The sequence below is a fragment of the Vibrio sp. 2-1-2a genome (assembly GCF_032648565.1).
Classification (GTDB): domain Bacteria; phylum Pseudomonadota; class Gammaproteobacteria; order Enterobacterales; family Vibrionaceae; genus Vibrio; species Vibrio diabolicus.
On sequence record NZ_WBOH01000004.1, the window covers coordinates 21,426 to 37,048 of the forward strand.

Consider the following 15,623-nt stretch of genomic DNA (forward strand, 5'->3'; position numbering starts at 1 on the left):
CTTAAATTACTATGACAAATGACGCGCTTATTGCGGCTCTTTCTCACCTTGTCTCTGAAGGTCGAAATCCTGAAACAATGGATATCGATCTTCTTCCTTCATTCGATATTGTGCAGCGTTTAAACCAACAAGATAAACTCGTCCCAATTGCGGTCGAGAAAGTGCTACCAGAGATCGCTCAAGCCGTAGATAAGATCACGGAAGCATTTAAGATCGGAGGTCGGTTGTTTTACATCGGTGCAGGAACCAGTGGTCGGCTCGGCGTCTTGGACGCTTCAGAATGCCCGCCGACTTTTGGCACGGATCCTGAGATGGTCGTTGGTATTATTGCGGGTGGAAAAGAGGCAATGTTCCGTGCAAAAGAAGGGGCAGAGGACGATCCTGCACTAGGCGAGCAAGATCTTAAAGAGAATGCGCTAACACAACGCGATGTCGTCGTTGGTATTGCGGCAAGTGGACGAACACCGTACGTGATTGGTGGCTTAGAGTATGCGAACGAACTTGGTGCCACCACTGTAGCGTTATCTTGTAACCCTGACTCTCCGATTTCCGATATTGCCGATATTGCGATCAGCCCCGTTGTTGGACCTGAAGCGTTAACGGGATCCACTCGCTTAAAATCAGGGACGGCGCAAAAGCTCGTACTGAACATGCTCACTACTGCAAGCATGATTCGCCTAGGTAAAAGTTATCAGAACTTAATGGTAGATGTGAAAGCGACGAATGCAAAGCTAGTTGCAAGAGCGGCTCGTATTGTTATGCAAGCAACAGATTGTACTAACCAAGAGGCTAAAACGGCTCTCAAAGAAACGGACTACGACGCCAAGTTAGCGATTTTGATGATTTTAACCGGGCTGGATAAAGAAAGCGCGACTGAGCAACTGAAAGCCAAACAAGGATACTTAAGAAAAGTCGTGATCGATCAAGCGAATCAATCTTAATCAATAAAGCGCCTCACTTATTTAAAAGTCAGGCGCCTTTTATGGCTTAATTTAGTAGTTCAATCGTTCAATGTGAGTAATACCGACTTTACCTTCAAGGTCGCTGAACATATGAACCATTGCTGGGTATGGTTGTGCTCCAGGATAGACAACTTCTGCATTACAGAAAAACGCATAGTTTTGTCCGGCTACGACTTGAGTAGCCACAACCAAAGGGGAGTATTTGACGCCGACAAACCCCTCGATACCTTTAGCAAATACTTCTTTATCCTCTGCTTTGAGTTCATTAAATGGACTCCAGCCACCAGCCATTTGCGTTGACATAATGTGATTCCTTTTTTCTGTGCTCACTATCAAGCAATATGAACATAGTTTGATAATGGGAATTTTGCCACAATTATGTTTTGCGGACGGTATCACAACGGCTTTATTGACTATTAATTTGAGTACTCATTCCAGCCACGCTGCCATTCCATACGGAATTTTTGTGCTTGCTCAGTACCCTCACAAACCCCTTCATAATACTGACCAGATAACCCCATTTGATACGCAAAAGCAGGGTTACAGTATTCACGTAGACCCTCTAAATAACCTTGGTCGTAGTCACTTTGCTTAACGCTACCCAACTCACGCAGCTCGCTCATCGTGCGTGATGTGTGTCCGGCTACACCATCTTGATATCCGATCTGATGCCAATCTCCTGACTTGGCAAGATCTTCCGTCGTTGCAGCGCATCCTGCAAGTAAAGCCAGCGCCAAACCTAACGTTGCCTTTTTCATGGTTCTTCCTTAAGTAATTGTTTTCAAAAATAAGCTTACCACTAATTATTGGCGTTTGCCGCTTAGCTTGCAGATTAAACCACTGACGCCTCGAATCAGCCGCTCACTACTGCAATCAACCGTTCGCCATTTTTAAAAACCGCTCAAGCAGCATATCGACCACTCAGTGCTCTATTCGACCACTCATCTACTAACCGAATGCATTTAACACAAGTGACGCATAACATGCATCCTGAGATTAAAAAATTACCCTACCCAACTAAGACCAAGGACAATTGCTATGATGTGGTTTCTAACCTGTGTCGCAGCCCTAATCGGCGGATACTTCATCTACGGCGCTTTCGTCGAGAAGATTTTCGGCATCAATGAAAAACGCCAAACGCCTGCTCACACCAAATCGGACGGTGTTGACTTCGTTCCAATGTCAACAAAGAAAGTTTATCTAGTTCAGCTACTTAACATCGCTGGTGTGGGTCCAATTTTCGGCCCAATCATGGGTGCACTATACGGTCCAGCGGCAATGCTTTGGATTGTTGTCGGTTGTATTTTTGCTGGCGCAGTACACGATTACTTCTCTGGCATGCTTTCAGTGCGTAACGGCGGCGCATCTGTACCTACTATCACAGGTCGCTACCTAGGTAATGGCGCAAAACACTTTATGAATATTTTTGCCATTGTCCTACTGCTTCTTGTTGGCGTAGTGTTCGTTTCTGCTCCTGCAGGCATGATTACTAACCTCATCAATGATCAAACAAGCTTGAGCGTAAGCATGACTACAATGGTTATCGCTATCTTCGCTTACTACATCATTGCGACGATTGTTCCTGTCGATAAAATCATTGGCCGCTTCTACCCACTGTTTGGCGCTCTACTTATCTTTATGTCTGTTGGTCTAATGACAGCCGTTGCGTTTTCTAGCGAACACACAGTAATGGGTGACTTCCAAGTTTCAGACATGTTCTCGAACCTTAACCCAAATGATATGCCACTATGGCCAGCACTGTTCATCACTATCGCATGTGGCGCTATCTCTGGCTTCCACGCGACTCAGTCTCCACTGATGGCGCGTTGTATGGAAAACGAGAAAAACGGTCGTTTCGTTTTCTACGGAGCAATGATTGGTGAAGGTGTTATCGCGCTAATCTGGTGTGCTATCGCTCTGTCTTTCTTCGGCTCTCTAGACGCACTATCAGAAGCTGTGAAAAACGGTGGTCCTGGTAACGTGGTATACAGCGCATCATTTGGTCTGCTTGGTGTGTTCGGTGGTATCCTTGCGTTCCTAGGTGTGGTTATCCTACCAATTACGTCTGGCGATACAGCATTCCGTTCAAGCCGTCTGATCCTTGCTGAATACTTCAACATGGAACAAAAGACGCTACGTAACCGCCTACTGATGGCACTTCCACTGTTCGTTATCGGCGGCATCTTAACTCAAGTAGACTTCGGTATTATCTGGCGCTACTTCGGTTTTGCTAACCAAACAACAGCAGTAATGATGCTTTGGACTGCGTCCGCTTACCTACTACGTCACAACAAGCTGCACTGGATTACCACTATCCCTGCTATCTTCATGACCACGGTATGTGTCACGTTCATCTTAAACAACAGCTCGCTAGGTTTTGGCCTGCCAATGCAACTATCAACTATCGTCGGTATTGTGTTTGCCCTAGCAGTGACTGGTTACGTTATCAAAACCTCTAAGGGTAAAGGTGAAACTGAACTGGCTGACGAAGAGAAACCACAAGCCGTGTCAGAAACAGCGTAATACTCGTCACATCCGAGTGACTAAGATAGGAGCCTGCCAATTGCAGGCTCTTTTTGTTTTATACCCAAGTCACTTTAAGATTCAGAACTCGGAGCGCAGCGTCATTTACTTAGCTGTTCTTATTTATCTGAGCCAAGCATCTTGAGGTGACTTAGGTATACAATAACAACATTGATTCTAGGTTAGGTTCACTATGGAACTGGTCGTTTCCCTTTTACAACAGATGTGTGTGTACTTAGTTTTGGCTTACATGCTAAGTAAAACGCCAATCATCTTACCTTTGCTGAGTATTTCTTCGCGCTTAAGCCACCGCCTAATTTGTTACGTACTCTTCTCTGGCTTTTGTATTCTCGGCACCTATTTCGGTCTGCACATCAACGATGCTATTGCTAATACTCGCGCGATCGGCGCGGTCATGGGCGGGCTGTTTGGTGGCCCAGTGGTGGGTTTCGCCGTCGGATTTACTGGTGGTATCCATCGATACTCTCTTGGTGGCTTTACTGACCTCGCCTGCGCAATTTCAACCACCGCCGAGGGCGTAATTGGTGGCTTGCTCCACGTTTACCTTATCAAGCGAAATAAAGGCGCATTGCTGTTTAATCCAAGCGTCGTATTCAGCGTCACGTTTGTTGCAGAAGTTGTGCAAATGATTTTGCTGCTCGCCGTCGCTAAACCCTTTGATCAAGCCTATGAGCTGGTGTCTGCCATTGCAGCACCGATGATCATCGCGAACTCATTTGGTGCGGCATTGTTCATGAGTATCCTGCAAGACAGAAAAGCGATCTTTGAAAAGTTTTCTGCGACGTTTTCGCGTCGAGCACTCACCATTGCTGATCGCTCAGTGGGAATTCTAAGCAACGGCTTCAACACCGAAAACGCTGAGAAAATCGCGCGTATTATTTATGAAGAAACCAAAGTGGGCGCTGTCGCGATTACCGACCAAGAAAAAATCTTGGCGTTTGTGGGCATTGGCGATGATCACCATAAACCGAACACGCCGATTTCATCGCAAAGCACATTAGACTCCATGGAGAAAAACGACATCATTTATCTTGATGGCGCAGAACGTCCATACCAATGTTCCATCGCAAAAGACTGCAAACTTGGCTCCGCGCTAATCATCCCACTGCGTGCGGGAAAAGAGGTCATTGGTACCATTAAGCTGTATGAACCGAAGCGTAAATTGTTCTCCACGGCCAACATGTCAATGGCGGAAGGGATAGCTCAGCTTCTCTCTAGCCAAATCCTGTATGGCGATTACCAACAACAACAAGCCTTGCTCGCTCAAGCAGAAATCAAACTGCTTCACGCTCAGGTGAATCCACACTTTTTGTTTAATGCACTCAATACTATTAGTGCGATTACTCGTCGTGATCCTGACAAAGCGCGCGAGCTAATCCAAAATTTATCGCACTTCTTCCGCAGCAATTTAAAGCAGAACATTAATACCGTGACGCTAAAGGAAGAGCTTGCACATGTGAACTCGTACTTGAGCATCGAAAAAGCTCGTTTTACGGACCGCTTAGAGGTTGAAATCGATATTCAGCCTGAATTGCTGGACATCAAATTGCCAAGCTTTACACTCCAGCCTTTGGTTGAGAATGCCATTAAGCACGGCATTTCAAACATGCTTGAAGGTGGTAAAGTTCATATATACAGCGAAGCCCACCCACAAGGTCATTTGATTACTGTCGAAGACAATGCAGGCAGTTTTGAACCGCCAAAAGAAAACCACTCCGGGCTAGGTTTGGAAATTGTCGACAAACGTCTCACTAATCAATTTGGGCGTGATGCATCGCTAAAAATTACGTGCGAGCCACATCAATTTACTAAAATGAGCTTTATCATTCCCCCAAAATCATAAAAGCACGCTGAAGCAATAAAGGTAATGTTGGATGTTAACCGCACTCGTCATTGATGATGAACAGTTTGCTCGTGAAGAGCTGACAGAGTTATTGGATGAAACAGGCCAAGTTGAAGTCGTGGGCAATGCCTCAAACGCGATCCTTGGCCTAAAAAAAATCAATGAGCTCAAACCTGATGTGGTGTTTCTCGATATCCAAATGCCTCAAGTCACTGGGATTGAACTACTTGGAATGCTCGATCCAGAAACCATGCCTTATGTGGTTTTTGTCACGGCTTACGACCAGTATGCAATTCAAGCGTTTGAAGACAACGCCTTTGATTACTTGCTCAAACCTGTCGACCCATGCCGTTTAACCAAAACGGTCAAACGGCTAAATAAAGTCATTAGTCAATCCGCCCTAACTCAACAACTGTCTGCTATTACGCCCGACACTTTAGATCAGATTCCGTGCATCGGGCACAACCGTATCGTCATCATGGCCACCGACACGGTAGAATGTGCATACAGTGACATCAGCGGCGTGCATGTACGCTCCACCAGCCAAGCCGCGAGCACTCAACTAACATTAAAAACGCTAGAAGAGAAAACCCCACTGGTACGCTGTCATCGCCAATACTTAGTCAGTATTAAGGCCATCAGCGAAATCAAATTACTCGAAAACGGATTAGCAGAAATCATCACCAAAACTGGCTTTGAGATACCAGTAAGCCGCCGCTACCTTAAAGTGCTCAAAGAGATGCTGGGCATTAGCCACTAACACAAAAAGTTCACACATCACCGCTGAGTTTCCGCTAGCGTATAAATAAGACGCTCCGAAAAGACGAGGCGATGATGTATAAAGTTTTGTTCATATGTAAGCACAATGCTGGACGAAGTGTGCTCGCTGAGTCGATCGCAACCCATATCCTGCCAGCAGAGTTTAGTGTCGCCAGCGGTGGCTCTCATCCCACAGGCACAGTTCACCCGGTGGTGCAAAAATATTTAGATGACCACCAACTTCCCATTCCGCATACCCACACACACTCATGGGAAGAGCGAACTCAGTTTCTTCCTGACATCGTTATTATTCTCTGTGACTCTTTACATCAAGAGGCAGCTCCTCAATGGCTTGCGGGGGGCGTTCGAGTAAACTGGCAAGTTGATGCCTTTCCGACTGAAGGTTCTGATGAAGAGGTGTACGCACATTGCAAAAGGGTTGCTCAGTCGCTTGAGCGAAGAATCACGAAGATGTCCGATATGATTATCGATGGTTTAGGAAAAGACCAAATTCGTGATTACCTAAATGAGTTAAGAGAGATGTAAAAAAGGCGACCCACAGGTCGCCTTTTGAATATTCGATAAATGGAGACTAATCCACTTGCTTGATTTGCAGTTCTTTAGGTACTTCAAAGAACATATTCTCTTCGCGACCAAGTACTTCATCAACCGCTTCGGCACCGACGAGTTCTTTGATTCGCTCTAGAATCTGATTAACGAGCTCTTCCGGAGCAGATGCCCCCGCAGTCACGCCGACCTTTGTTTTGCCTTCGAACCACTCAGGTTTGATATCTTCCGGACAGTCGGTTAAGTAGCCAGGCGTCCCTAGCTTTTCAGCTAGTTCTTTAAGACGTGTAGAGTTTGATGAGTTTTTAGAACCCACCACAACCATCACATCTACGTCACCAGCTAATTCACGTACGGCATCTTGGCGGTTTTGTGTCGCGTAACAGATATCGTCTTTACGTGGACCTTGGATATCTGGGAACACGCGGCGTAGCTCTTCGATAACATCGGCAGTTTCATCGACAGAAAGCGTCGTTTGGCTTACGTAATGAAGATCGGATGGATCTTTCACAATCGCCTTCAGTTTCTCAACATCGGCTGGAGTTTCAACCAAGTACATACCACCGGTTTCACTCGCGTACTGCCCCATTGTGCCTTCCACTTCAGGGTGACCTGCGTGACCAATCAGAACCACTTCCATATTGCGGCGGCTTGCTCGCGCTACTTCCATATGCACTTTGGTTACCAACGGGCACGTCGCGTCAAATACGGTCAAATCTCGCTGCTTGGCTTCCTGACGAACCGCCTGCGATACACCATGAGCAGAAAAAATCACAATGTTGTTGTCTGGCACTTCATGCAGCTCTTCAACGAAGACAGCGCCACGTTGTTTTAGCCCTTCAACCACAAAACGGTTATGCACCACTTCATGACGCACATAAATCGGTGGCTGATACATCTCTAGCGCACGCTCTACGATGCTAATCGCACGGTCTACACCAGCACAAAAGCCGCGTGGGTTAGCTAATAGGATTTTCATTTCATTGCTCATGGAAATTATCTTTATTGGGTTCGCTATTCTACTGACAAAATTTCAACTTCGAAAGTCACGTCTTGTCCCGCTAGAGGATGGTTGAAGTCCACAGTGACTGAATCGCCAGCAATCTCTGTAATAATGCCCGGAATTTCCATACCATCAGGACCACTGAACGCCATGATTGTACCCACTTCTACTTCTGCATCACCTACAAACTTAGTGCGATCCATATGGTGTACATGGTCTGGGTTTGGCATGCCAAACGCGTCTTCTGCTTTTAGCTCAATCGCTTTTTGTGCGCCTGTTTCGAGGCCTATCAAGCACTGCTCAAAGTTTTCACTCAAGCTGCCATCACCCATAACAAATTTCGCTGGTTTACCCATGTTATGAGTACTATCCGCAACCGATCCATCTTTCATTTTAATCGTAAAGTGAAGGGTTACTACAGATTCATTGGTTATTGTTGTCACGTTACTGCTTCCTTGTTCTTGGGTTATTACGCTGTCAGCTTGGTCTTTTTATACATTGATATGCTGATTGGCGCTCCAACATAATAAAAAGCGTCGCTCGAATCAACGGGCGACGCTTAGGGTTATTCAACTTTTCGCAATATACACTGCCACTACTTAGGCTTTCGCCTCGTCTTTCTTTCGAAAGCCGTCAAGAATAATCATCGCGGCACCAATACAGATCGCCATGTCTGCAAGGTTGAACGCTGGCCAGTGATAATTACCCCAGAAAAAGTCCAAATAATCCACGACAAACCCATGTATTACTCGGTCGAATACGTTGCCTACTGCGCCACCAATAATCATGGCATAAGCAATATTATTCCATTTCTCTTTCGCTGGTAGTTTGCTCATCCAGTAAGTCAAAAGACCTGTAACGATAAAAGCAATACCTGTAAATAACCAACGTTGCCAGCCCGCTTGATCACTCAAAAAGCTAAAAGCAGCACCATAGTTATGTACGTACAAAAGATTAAAGAATGGCAAAATTTCTATGCGGTTTGCCCAGCCATATCCCATGTTGTTCATTACAACATACTTAATGCCAATATCAGCTAAAAAGATAACCACCGCTAACCATAACCAGCGAATACCAGATTGCTTTAAAGACAGTGCTTTTTCATTCATTACTTTACCTACAAACAGCCCCAGTAAATACTGGGGCTGTTAATTTTAAAAAAAGTTCAGTCGTTCTAGGTAATTACGCGAATTTACGTACTTCACCTTCGCCTTCTACGTTAGACACACAACGACCACAGATTTTCTCGTGACCTTCAATTGTGCCTACGTCTGGCGTGTGGTGCCAACAACGATCACACTTCTCGCCTTCAGCTGCTGCTACTTCAACAAACAAGCCTTCGATATCCGTGGCTTGTGCTGCATCAGTCTTCTCACCTAGAGGCTTAACTTTCGCCGCAGAGGTTAGTAGAACAAAGCGCAGTTCATCTTCAAGTTTGTTGATCTTCGCCGCTAAAGCGTCATCAGCAAATAGAGTCACTTCAGCTTGTAGTGCACCACCGATGGTTTTCTCTTTACGCGCATCTTCTAGAAGTTTGTTTACTGCACCACGAACCGCTTGGATCTCAGCCCAGAATTCATTGTTCAGCTCTTCACCTTCAGCAAGGCCGAATAAACCGTCGAACCACTCACCAGTGAATACGAACTTGTCGCGCTCGCCTGGCATTTCGTTCCAGATTTCATCGGCAGTGAACGACATGATAGGCGCCATCCAACGAACTAGCGCTTCAACAATGTAGTAAAGCGCAGTCTGACAGCTACGTTGAGCGTTGCCGCCACGTTTTGCTGTGTACTGACGGTCTTTAATTACGTCTAGGTAGAAAGAGCCCATTTCGATCGAACAGAATTGCATTAGACGCTGAGTCACACCGTGTGTGTTGTACTCTTCGTATGCTTTAACAATCTCTTCTTGTGCTGCTAGCGCACGACCAACTGCCCAGCGATCTAGCGCAACCATCTCTTCAACAGGAACGATGTCTGTTTCAGGGTTGAAGCCGCTTAGGTTAGCAAGGAAGAAACGCGCTGTGTTACGGATACGACGGTAAGCATCTGCGCTACGTTTTAGGATTTCATCCGAAACCGCAACTTCACCAGTGTAGTCTGTTGAAGCAACCCATAGACGAAGAATGTCAGCACCTAGCTTGTTAGTTACGTCTTTTGGCGCAACCACGTTACCGATAGATTTAGACATCTTACGACCCTGACCATCAACCACGAAACCGTGTGTCAGTACTTGTTTGTAAGGCGCTTCGTCTTTCATCGCGATAGATGAAATTAGAGAAGACTGGAACCAACCACGGTGTTGGTCAGAACCTTCTAGGTATAGGTCTGCACTGTTGCCGTTGTACTCTTCACGAGCATCAACAACGGAGAAGTGAGTGACACCTGAATCGAACCATACGTCTAGCGTATCGAGTACTTTTTCGTATTGGTCAGCGTCAGCACCTAGTAGTTCAGCGGCATCTACATCCCACCATGCTTGGATGCCTTTCTCTTCAACCAGCTTAGCGACTTTCTCGATCAGCTCTAGCGTGTTTGGATGAAGTTCTGCTGTTTCTTTATGAACAAACAGAGCAATTGGCACACCCCAAGTACGTTGACGAGAGATACACCACTCAGGGCGACCTTCGATCATACCTTCGATGCGGCTTTGACCCCACTCAGGCATCCACTCTACGTTCTTGATTGACTCTAGTGCTTTAGCACGTAGGCCAGCTTGGTCCATAGATACGAACCATTGAGGCGTAGCACGGAAGATGATTGGAGTCTTATGACGCCAACAGTGTGGGTAGCTGTGCTCGTAAGCGTGGTGGTGTAGTAGCGCACCTTTTTCTTTCAGTACTTCTACTACCGCATCGTTCGCTTTAAATACGTGCTGACCAGCAAATAGCTCAGTGTCTGGTAGGTAAACACCGTTTGAACCAACTGGGTTTGCTACTTCTAGGTTGTACTTGTTACCAACCGCGAAGTCTTCTTGACCGTGACCAGGTGCAGTGTGAACAACACCAGTACCTGAATCAGTCGTAACGTGATCACCTAGGATCGCCGGTACAGTGAAATCGTAGAATGGGTGTTGGAATTGAGAAAGCTCTAGAGCCGCGCCTTTAGCAAAACCAAGGTTGTGGAAGTGCTCGATACCAGCACGGTCCATAACGTCTTTCGCTAGTTCAGCTGCAACGATGATACGTTCAGGTTGCTCGCCTTCAACTTGGATAAGCACGTACTCAAGGTCATCACGTAGACACACAGCACGGTTCGCAGGAAGCGTCCAAGGAGTTGTCGTCCAGATGACAATAGAGATATCGCCTTTACCTTCATGGCCTTCAGTCAGCTCAAACTTAGACAGAAGCGCAGCTTCGTCAGCCGCTTTAAAACGAACGTCGATAGATGGCGATACTTTATCTTTGTATTCTACTTCCGCTTCAGCAAGAGCAGAACCACAGTCTGTACACCAGTGAACAGGTTTGAAACCTTTTAGCAGGTGACCATTGCTTGCGATCTTACCAAGAGCACGAATAATGTTCGCTTCAGTTGCGAAATCCATAGTGCGGTATGGCTTGTCCCACTCACCCATGATACCAAGGCGTTTGAAGCTCTCTTTCTGACCTTCAACCTGACCTGCTGCGTATTCACGACATTTCTCGCGGAATTCTGCTGCCGTCACTTTTTGGCCTGGCTTGCCTACTTTTTTCTCTACCATTAATTCAATAGGTAGACCGTGGCAGTCCCAGCCAGGAATGTAAGGTGCGTCAAAACCTGAAAGTGTTTTGGATTTAATAATAATGTCTTTAAGAATCTTGTTTAGTGCGTGACCAATATGAATGTCACCATTTGCGTAAGGAGGGCCATCGTGCAATACGAATGACTTTTTGCCTTTCTTAGCTTTACGGATTTCACCGTAAAGATCTTCTTTGTACCAACGCTTAAGCATTTCTGGCTCACGATTGGCCAGATTGCCGCGCATTGGAAACCCTGTTTCAGGTAAGTTCAGGGTATCTTTATACTCACTCATCGATTCTTAATTCCGTTATATTGGGCGAAAATTAGACATTATGTTGAACGGTGGAATAAACCGCTCAACGCTTAAGCTGACGCAGCCACACCCTTGCTGCTTCAGCATCCAATTCGATTTGTTGTTTAAGTGCTTCAAACGACTCAAACTTTTGCTCATCTCGAAGTTTATGCAAAAGTTCCACTTCTAGTTGCTTGCCATATAAATTGGCATGAAAGTCGAATAAGTGTACTTCTAACTGCTGGCGAGCGCCATTGACAGTCGGTCTTTGACCAATATTAGCGACACCACCAATTGGCTTATTTCCTAAGCCAAGCGCTTGAACAACATAGACTCCGGAAACCGGAGAAACACAGCGTTTCAAAGGAATATTCGCAGTAGGAAAACCTATCGTTCTTCCCAGCTTTCTTCCGTGAGAAACACGACCGCTGATGCTGTAGTTTCTTCCCAGCATCTGTTGCGCGGAATGCAAATCGTCACGCGCCAGCACTTGACGGATAGCCGTACTGCTGACACGTAATTGTTGTAAACAAAAGCTCTGGGTACTCACGACATCAAAACCGTACTTTTCCCCTGCTTCCTGCAGCATTGCAAAGTTGCCAGTTCGGCCTTTGCCAAAGCAGAAATCATCACCAACGACAAGAAACTTAACACCCAAACGCTCGACCAACAAGTCACGGATAAACTCTTCCGCGGTTAAACTTGCAAAATGACGATTGAAATTGACGCAGAGCAAGCGATCAATATCGAGCTTACTCAATTGCACGAACTTATCGCGTAATCGCGTCAACCGTGCAGGTGCCTTGTCTTTGGCAAACAGCTCCATCGGCTGAGGTTCAAAGGTCATCACAACAGAAGGCAATGATAGCCTGTCCGCTTGCTCAGACACTTGCTGCAATACTTGTTGATGGCCTTTATGGACACCATCGAAATTGCCAATAGTCAGCACGCAACCATGATGTCGCGGGGTGATATTGTGAATGCCTCTAATCAGTTCCATTGGATACTGCTTTCTGCCTCTGTTTTTACTTTACACTGTGTGAAACTGACGGATTATATACTAATCACCCTTAGTCTGTCCCAGCTTTTAGGTCTTTTAAGCGTGCTCCAGTTAAAAATAGAACCACTAGGTAAACCACGGCTCCTAGACCGATCAACATTCCTAGTACACCGCTGCGGTGAGCAAAGCTCCAATCTAGCCACACTGACATGTCTTCCAATTGCCATAAGATCGCAGCCACCATCGCCGCACCTGCAATAACCAAACGTATAATAAAGAAGACGGTTCGTTTGGTGATTTGGTATACCCCTGCGATATGTAGACCACGATACAGCAATGCCATATTCACAAACGCCGAAAGTGCCGTCGCGATAGCCAAACCAACGTAACCATAAAAGTACGCAAAAATTGCGTTAAACACCATGTTGGTCACCATCGCAATGATGCCGTACTTTACTGGCGTTTTAGTATCTTGACGCGAGTAATAACCTGGCGCGAGCACCTTGATCAACATGAAGTTCAACAAACCTGAAGCGTAGGCAAAGAGCGACAATGATGCTTGATGTACGTCTTGAGGAGAAAATTCACCTCGCATAAACAGAACCATGAGCATAGGTTTTGCCAGTACCATCAGACCAAGCATTGCAGGAAGGCCTAGCAAGATCACCATGCGCACCCCCCAATCCATGGTTTGCGCGAAGCCTTCACTTTGTGCGTCAACGTGTTTACGTGAAAGCGCGGGTAAAATCACAGTCGCAATCGCAATACCAAACAGACCTAAAGGAAATTCCAATAAGCGGTCTGAGTAATATAGCCAGCTGATCGAACCGGTTTGCAAAAAACTGGCGATGAACGTATCAAACAACAGGTTAATCTGACTGACCGATACACCAAATAAAGCGGGGATCATCAAAGTACGGATTTTCACTACACCCGGATCGCGCCAGCCCCATTTTGGCTTAACCATGACGCCTGCTTTAATAAGGAAGGGAATTTGGAATAAGAACTGGACCAAACCACCTAAGAAAACACCAATGGAAAGCCCTATTTCTGGCATTTCCATTTGCGGCGAGATAAACCACGCCGCCAAAATAATCATCACATTGAGGAAAACAGGGGTAAAGGAGGAGACAGCAAATTTACCTAATGTATTGAGGATAGCGCCCGATAGAGCGACAAAGGTAATGAACCATAAATAGGGAAAGGTGATTTTGAGCATCACGCTAGCAAGCTCAAACTTTGCTGCAGCCGGGCCACCATGCATCCAGTCAAGGAACCAACCAAAACCAAACACTGCAGTGACCACGCCGGAGCCTAGGACACCTAAAATGGTAACAATAGAGACTATCACCCCTAACGTACCCGCCGCTCTAGCAATCAGTTCCCGAGTTTTATCCATGTCGCCTTGAGCATGGCTTTCCGTTAAAACAGGTACAAACGCTTGGGAAAAAGCCCCTTCAGCAAACAAACGTCGTAAAAAATTAGGAATTTTATTGGCGAAGAAAAAGACGTCTGCGCTTGCTCCTGCCCCCATTAAATTTGCCACTACAACATCACGAACTAGGCCAAGAACGCGGGAAATAAATGTCATAGCACTGACGATCATGCCAGACTTGAGTAGTCGTTTACTCACTGTAACCTCGGAATATCACCATAAGACAGCTAACCCTATACTGTTTCTCTGACAGGTGCTGTAAATAGACGTCAAAAATCTATCCGCGGGTTGTAAGGAATAAGTGTGCCTTTCGCGGATAATTATTAGCATTGGTATAAAAATGCTGTTAGAATCCCCGCCATCTTAACCGCGATAACCTCTCTTACCAAAATTTGTTTTGGCTTAGATCGGTTTTTGCACAAATCATTTGACATTTAAGCGCAAATGAGGGATATTCCTCGCCCTTAAATTGTCACAGAACTAAGTTTTTGGGAGTTAGACCCTTGGCAAATAGTAAATCTGCTAAGAAGCGCGCTATCCAAGCTGAGAAACGTCGTCAGCACAATGCTAGCCGTCGCTCAATGATGCGTACTTACATGAAGAAAACTGTTGCTGCTATCGAAGCAGGCGACAAAGAAGCTGCAACTGCTGCATTCGCTGTAGTTACACCTATCCTAGACCGCATGGCAACTAAAGGCCTTATTCACAAGAATAAAGCAGCTCGCCATAAGTCTCGTTTCGCTGCACAAATCAAAGCTCTTTAATAGAGTCCTGGTTTTACAGTGAAGAAAAAACCGACCTTGTGTCGGTTTTTTTATATCTACAAAATTTTCTTAATAAAAAAGCTGGCAATGCCAGCTTTTCTTTTTTCTGCACGCCTATTCAAAGGCATCAGCTTATTTACCTTATAAAGCTCAAACTGGAAAGCACCAATAAAACACTTGAGAACAAAGCAAATTGGTCGATGCGCAGCAACTCTACCATCAAAAGTTTAACGCCACTCTCAAATATTCCAACGAGTTAGATTCACAGCCTAAAATGAACGATATATTAGGTATATGTAATTAACGCTAAGCGCTTTCAGCACAATAAAGACTATGCAGTGTTTTTATTAACGCTTTCACTTCATCACTCTTTAATGTGTAGTACACGGTTTGTGCTTCTTTCCTTGTCGTGACTAGCTCATCACGGCGAAGCCAAGCAAGATGCTGAGATAATGCCGACTGGCTTAGCTCTAACTTTGCACACAGCTCTCCCACGGACAGCTCTTGGTTATGCAGCATACAAAGGATTTGTAGGCGTCTCTCGTTTGCCATCGCTTTGAGCAACACGACGGCTTTTGCGGAGTTCTGCTCCATTTCTTGTAGATTCATGTGTTGGACCTCTAGCTACAACTTACTTATTCCAACCCTGGCCAGCTTGTTGTGTTGCACTGATTTATATATCTAAGAAAATCAAGATACACTTCCAGAGTCTTCATTATTAGAACCTCTAATTTA

15 protein-coding genes are annotated in these 15,623 nt (G+C 45.6%); 6 read left to right on the forward strand and 9 right to left on the reverse strand.

All coding sequences use genetic code 11. From position 1 onward, the window contains the following. Window positions 1-11 precede the first annotated feature (11 nt). Window positions 12-941, forward strand: a complete 930-nt coding sequence (gene murQ / locus F7Y48_RS11870) for an N-acetylmuramic acid 6-phosphate etherase (protein WP_316684345.1) — start codon at window positions 12-14, stop codon at window positions 939-941. 51 nt (window positions 942-992) lie between these two features. Here the strand turns inward: murQ and F7Y48_RS11875 are convergent, their stop codons facing one another. Together F7Y48_RS11875 and F7Y48_RS11880 are read right to left on the reverse strand one after the other, a co-directional pair. After that, window positions 993-1,265 (reverse strand): hypothetical protein, encoded by a 273-nt coding sequence (locus tag F7Y48_RS11875; protein ID WP_012842127.1) that lies wholly within the window; start codon window positions 1,263-1,265, stop codon window positions 993-995. Window positions 1,266-1,378: 113 nt separating this feature from the next. Next, window positions 1,379-1,720 (reverse strand): DUF2799 domain-containing protein, encoded by a 342-nt coding sequence (locus F7Y48_RS11880; protein WP_012842128.1) that lies wholly within the window; start codon window positions 1,718-1,720, stop codon window positions 1,379-1,381. A 280-nt stretch (window positions 1,721-2,000) separates the two neighbouring features. Here F7Y48_RS11880 and F7Y48_RS11885 point away from each other — a divergent pair, with 280 nt between their 5' ends. The 4 genes from F7Y48_RS11885 (at window position 2,001) to F7Y48_RS11900 (ending at window position 6,654) form a co-directional block, all read left to right on the forward strand. Further along, window positions 2,001-3,485, forward strand: a complete 1,485-nt coding sequence (locus F7Y48_RS11885) for a carbon starvation protein A (RefSeq protein WP_005381914.1) — start codon at window positions 2,001-2,003, stop codon at window positions 3,483-3,485. 193 nt (window positions 3,486-3,678) lie between these two features. Continuing rightward, window positions 3,679-5,349: a sensor histidine kinase gene (locus F7Y48_RS11890; protein ID WP_005397519.1), complete on the forward strand. Its 1,671-nt coding sequence runs from the start codon at window positions 3,679-3,681 to the stop codon at window positions 5,347-5,349. 31 nt (window positions 5,350-5,380) lie between these two features. Further along, window positions 5,381-6,109, forward strand: coding sequence for a two-component system response regulator BtsR (btsR, locus tag F7Y48_RS11895; RefSeq protein WP_006743107.1), 729 nt, complete (start codon window positions 5,381-5,383; stop codon window positions 6,107-6,109). A 71-nt stretch (window positions 6,110-6,180) separates the two neighbouring features. Then, on the forward strand, window positions 6,181-6,654 hold the full coding sequence (locus tag F7Y48_RS11900) for a low molecular weight phosphatase family protein (RefSeq protein ID WP_041852992.1): 474 nt from the start codon (window positions 6,181-6,183) through the stop codon (window positions 6,652-6,654). 46 nt (window positions 6,655-6,700) lie between these two features. On the opposite strand, the gene ispH is transcribed toward F7Y48_RS11900, so the two are convergent. The 6 genes from ispH to murJ all read right to left on the reverse strand — a co-directional run bounded on the left by ispH (window position 6,701) and on the right by murJ (window position 14,322). Then, window positions 6,701-7,666, reverse strand: coding sequence for a 4-hydroxy-3-methylbut-2-enyl diphosphate reductase (gene ispH / locus F7Y48_RS11905; protein WP_046873946.1), 966 nt, complete (start codon window positions 7,664-7,666; stop codon window positions 6,701-6,703). Window positions 7,667-7,689: 23 nt separating this feature from the next. Further along, window positions 7,690-8,121 carry an FKBP-type peptidyl-prolyl cis-trans isomerase gene (fkpB, locus tag F7Y48_RS11910; protein WP_012842130.1) on the reverse strand — a complete coding sequence of 144 codons (432 nt, stop codon included), beginning with the start codon at window positions 8,119-8,121 and terminating at the stop codon, window positions 7,690-7,692. A 156-nt stretch (window positions 8,122-8,277) separates the two neighbouring features. Next, window positions 8,278-8,787 carry a signal peptidase II gene (gene lspA / locus F7Y48_RS11915; protein WP_268845346.1) on the reverse strand — a complete coding sequence of 170 codons (510 nt, stop codon included), beginning with the start codon at window positions 8,785-8,787 and terminating at the stop codon, window positions 8,278-8,280. Window positions 8,788-8,860: 73 nt separating this feature from the next. After that, the gene (ileS, locus tag F7Y48_RS11920) at window positions 8,861-11,689 is read right to left on the reverse strand and encodes an isoleucine--tRNA ligase (protein ID WP_268845347.1); all 2,829 of its coding nucleotides are present in this window, start codon (window positions 11,687-11,689) and stop codon (window positions 8,861-8,863) included. Window positions 11,690-11,753: 64 nt separating this feature from the next. After that, entirely contained in the window at window positions 11,754-12,689 is a 936-nt protein-coding gene (gene ribF, locus F7Y48_RS11925) for a bifunctional riboflavin kinase/FAD synthetase (RefSeq protein ID WP_316684346.1), read from the reverse strand. Between the two features lie 70 nt (window positions 12,690-12,759). Further along, window positions 12,760-14,322, reverse strand: a complete 1,563-nt coding sequence (murJ, locus tag F7Y48_RS11930) for a murein biosynthesis integral membrane protein MurJ (RefSeq protein WP_046873949.1) — start codon at window positions 14,320-14,322, stop codon at window positions 12,760-12,762. Window positions 14,323-14,627: 305 nt separating this feature from the next. Between murJ and rpsT the strand changes: the two genes are divergently transcribed. Continuing rightward, the gene (gene rpsT, locus F7Y48_RS11935; protein ID WP_005381938.1) at window positions 14,628-14,888 is read left to right on the forward strand and encodes a 30S ribosomal protein S20; all 261 of its coding nucleotides are present in this window, start codon (window positions 14,628-14,630) and stop codon (window positions 14,886-14,888) included. Between the two features lie 306 nt (window positions 14,889-15,194). On the opposite strand, the gene F7Y48_RS11940 is transcribed toward rpsT, so the two are convergent. Then, window positions 15,195-15,497 carry an ArsR/SmtB family transcription factor gene (locus tag F7Y48_RS11940; RefSeq protein ID WP_005397309.1) on the reverse strand — a complete coding sequence of 101 codons (303 nt, stop codon included), beginning with the start codon at window positions 15,495-15,497 and terminating at the stop codon, window positions 15,195-15,197. Window positions 15,498-15,623: the final 126 nt, after the last annotated feature.

What these genes read in the sequence shown, in the direction of transcription:
- murQ (WP_316684345.1), top strand. Translation starts at nt 12, where the DNA reads ATGACAAATGACGCGCTTATTGCGGCTCTTTCTCACCTTGTCTCTGAA.
- F7Y48_RS11875 (WP_012842127.1), bottom strand. Translation starts at nt 1,265, where the DNA reads ATGTCAACGCAAATGGCTGGTGGCTGGAGTCCATTTAATGAACTCAAA.
- F7Y48_RS11880 (WP_012842128.1), bottom strand. Translation starts at nt 1,720, where the DNA reads ATGAAAAAGGCAACGTTAGGTTTGGCGCTGGCTTTACTTGCAGGATGC.
- F7Y48_RS11885 (WP_005381914.1), top strand. Translation starts at nt 2,001, where the DNA reads ATGATGTGGTTTCTAACCTGTGTCGCAGCCCTAATCGGCGGATACTTC.
- F7Y48_RS11890 (WP_005397519.1), top strand. Translation starts at nt 3,679, where the DNA reads ATGGAACTGGTCGTTTCCCTTTTACAACAGATGTGTGTGTACTTAGTT.
- btsR (WP_006743107.1), top strand. Translation starts at nt 5,381, where the DNA reads ATGTTAACCGCACTCGTCATTGATGATGAACAGTTTGCTCGTGAAGAG.
- F7Y48_RS11900 (WP_041852992.1), top strand. Translation starts at nt 6,181, where the DNA reads ATGATGTATAAAGTTTTGTTCATATGTAAGCACAATGCTGGACGAAGT.
- ispH (WP_046873946.1), bottom strand. Translation starts at nt 7,666, where the DNA reads ATGAGCAATGAAATGAAAATCCTATTAGCTAACCCACGCGGCTTTTGT.
- lspA (WP_268845346.1), bottom strand. Translation starts at nt 8,787, where the DNA reads ATGAATGAAAAAGCACTGTCTTTAAAGCAATCTGGTATTCGCTGGTTA.
- ileS (WP_268845347.1), bottom strand. Translation starts at nt 11,689, where the DNA reads ATGAGTGAGTATAAAGATACCCTGAACTTACCTGAAACAGGGTTTCCA.
- ribF (WP_316684346.1), bottom strand. Translation starts at nt 12,689, where the DNA reads ATGGAACTGATTAGAGGCATTCACAATATCACCCCGCGACATCATGGT.
- F7Y48_RS11940 (WP_005397309.1), bottom strand. Translation starts at nt 15,497, where the DNA reads ATGAATCTACAAGAAATGGAGCAGAACTCCGCAAAAGCCGTCGTGTTG.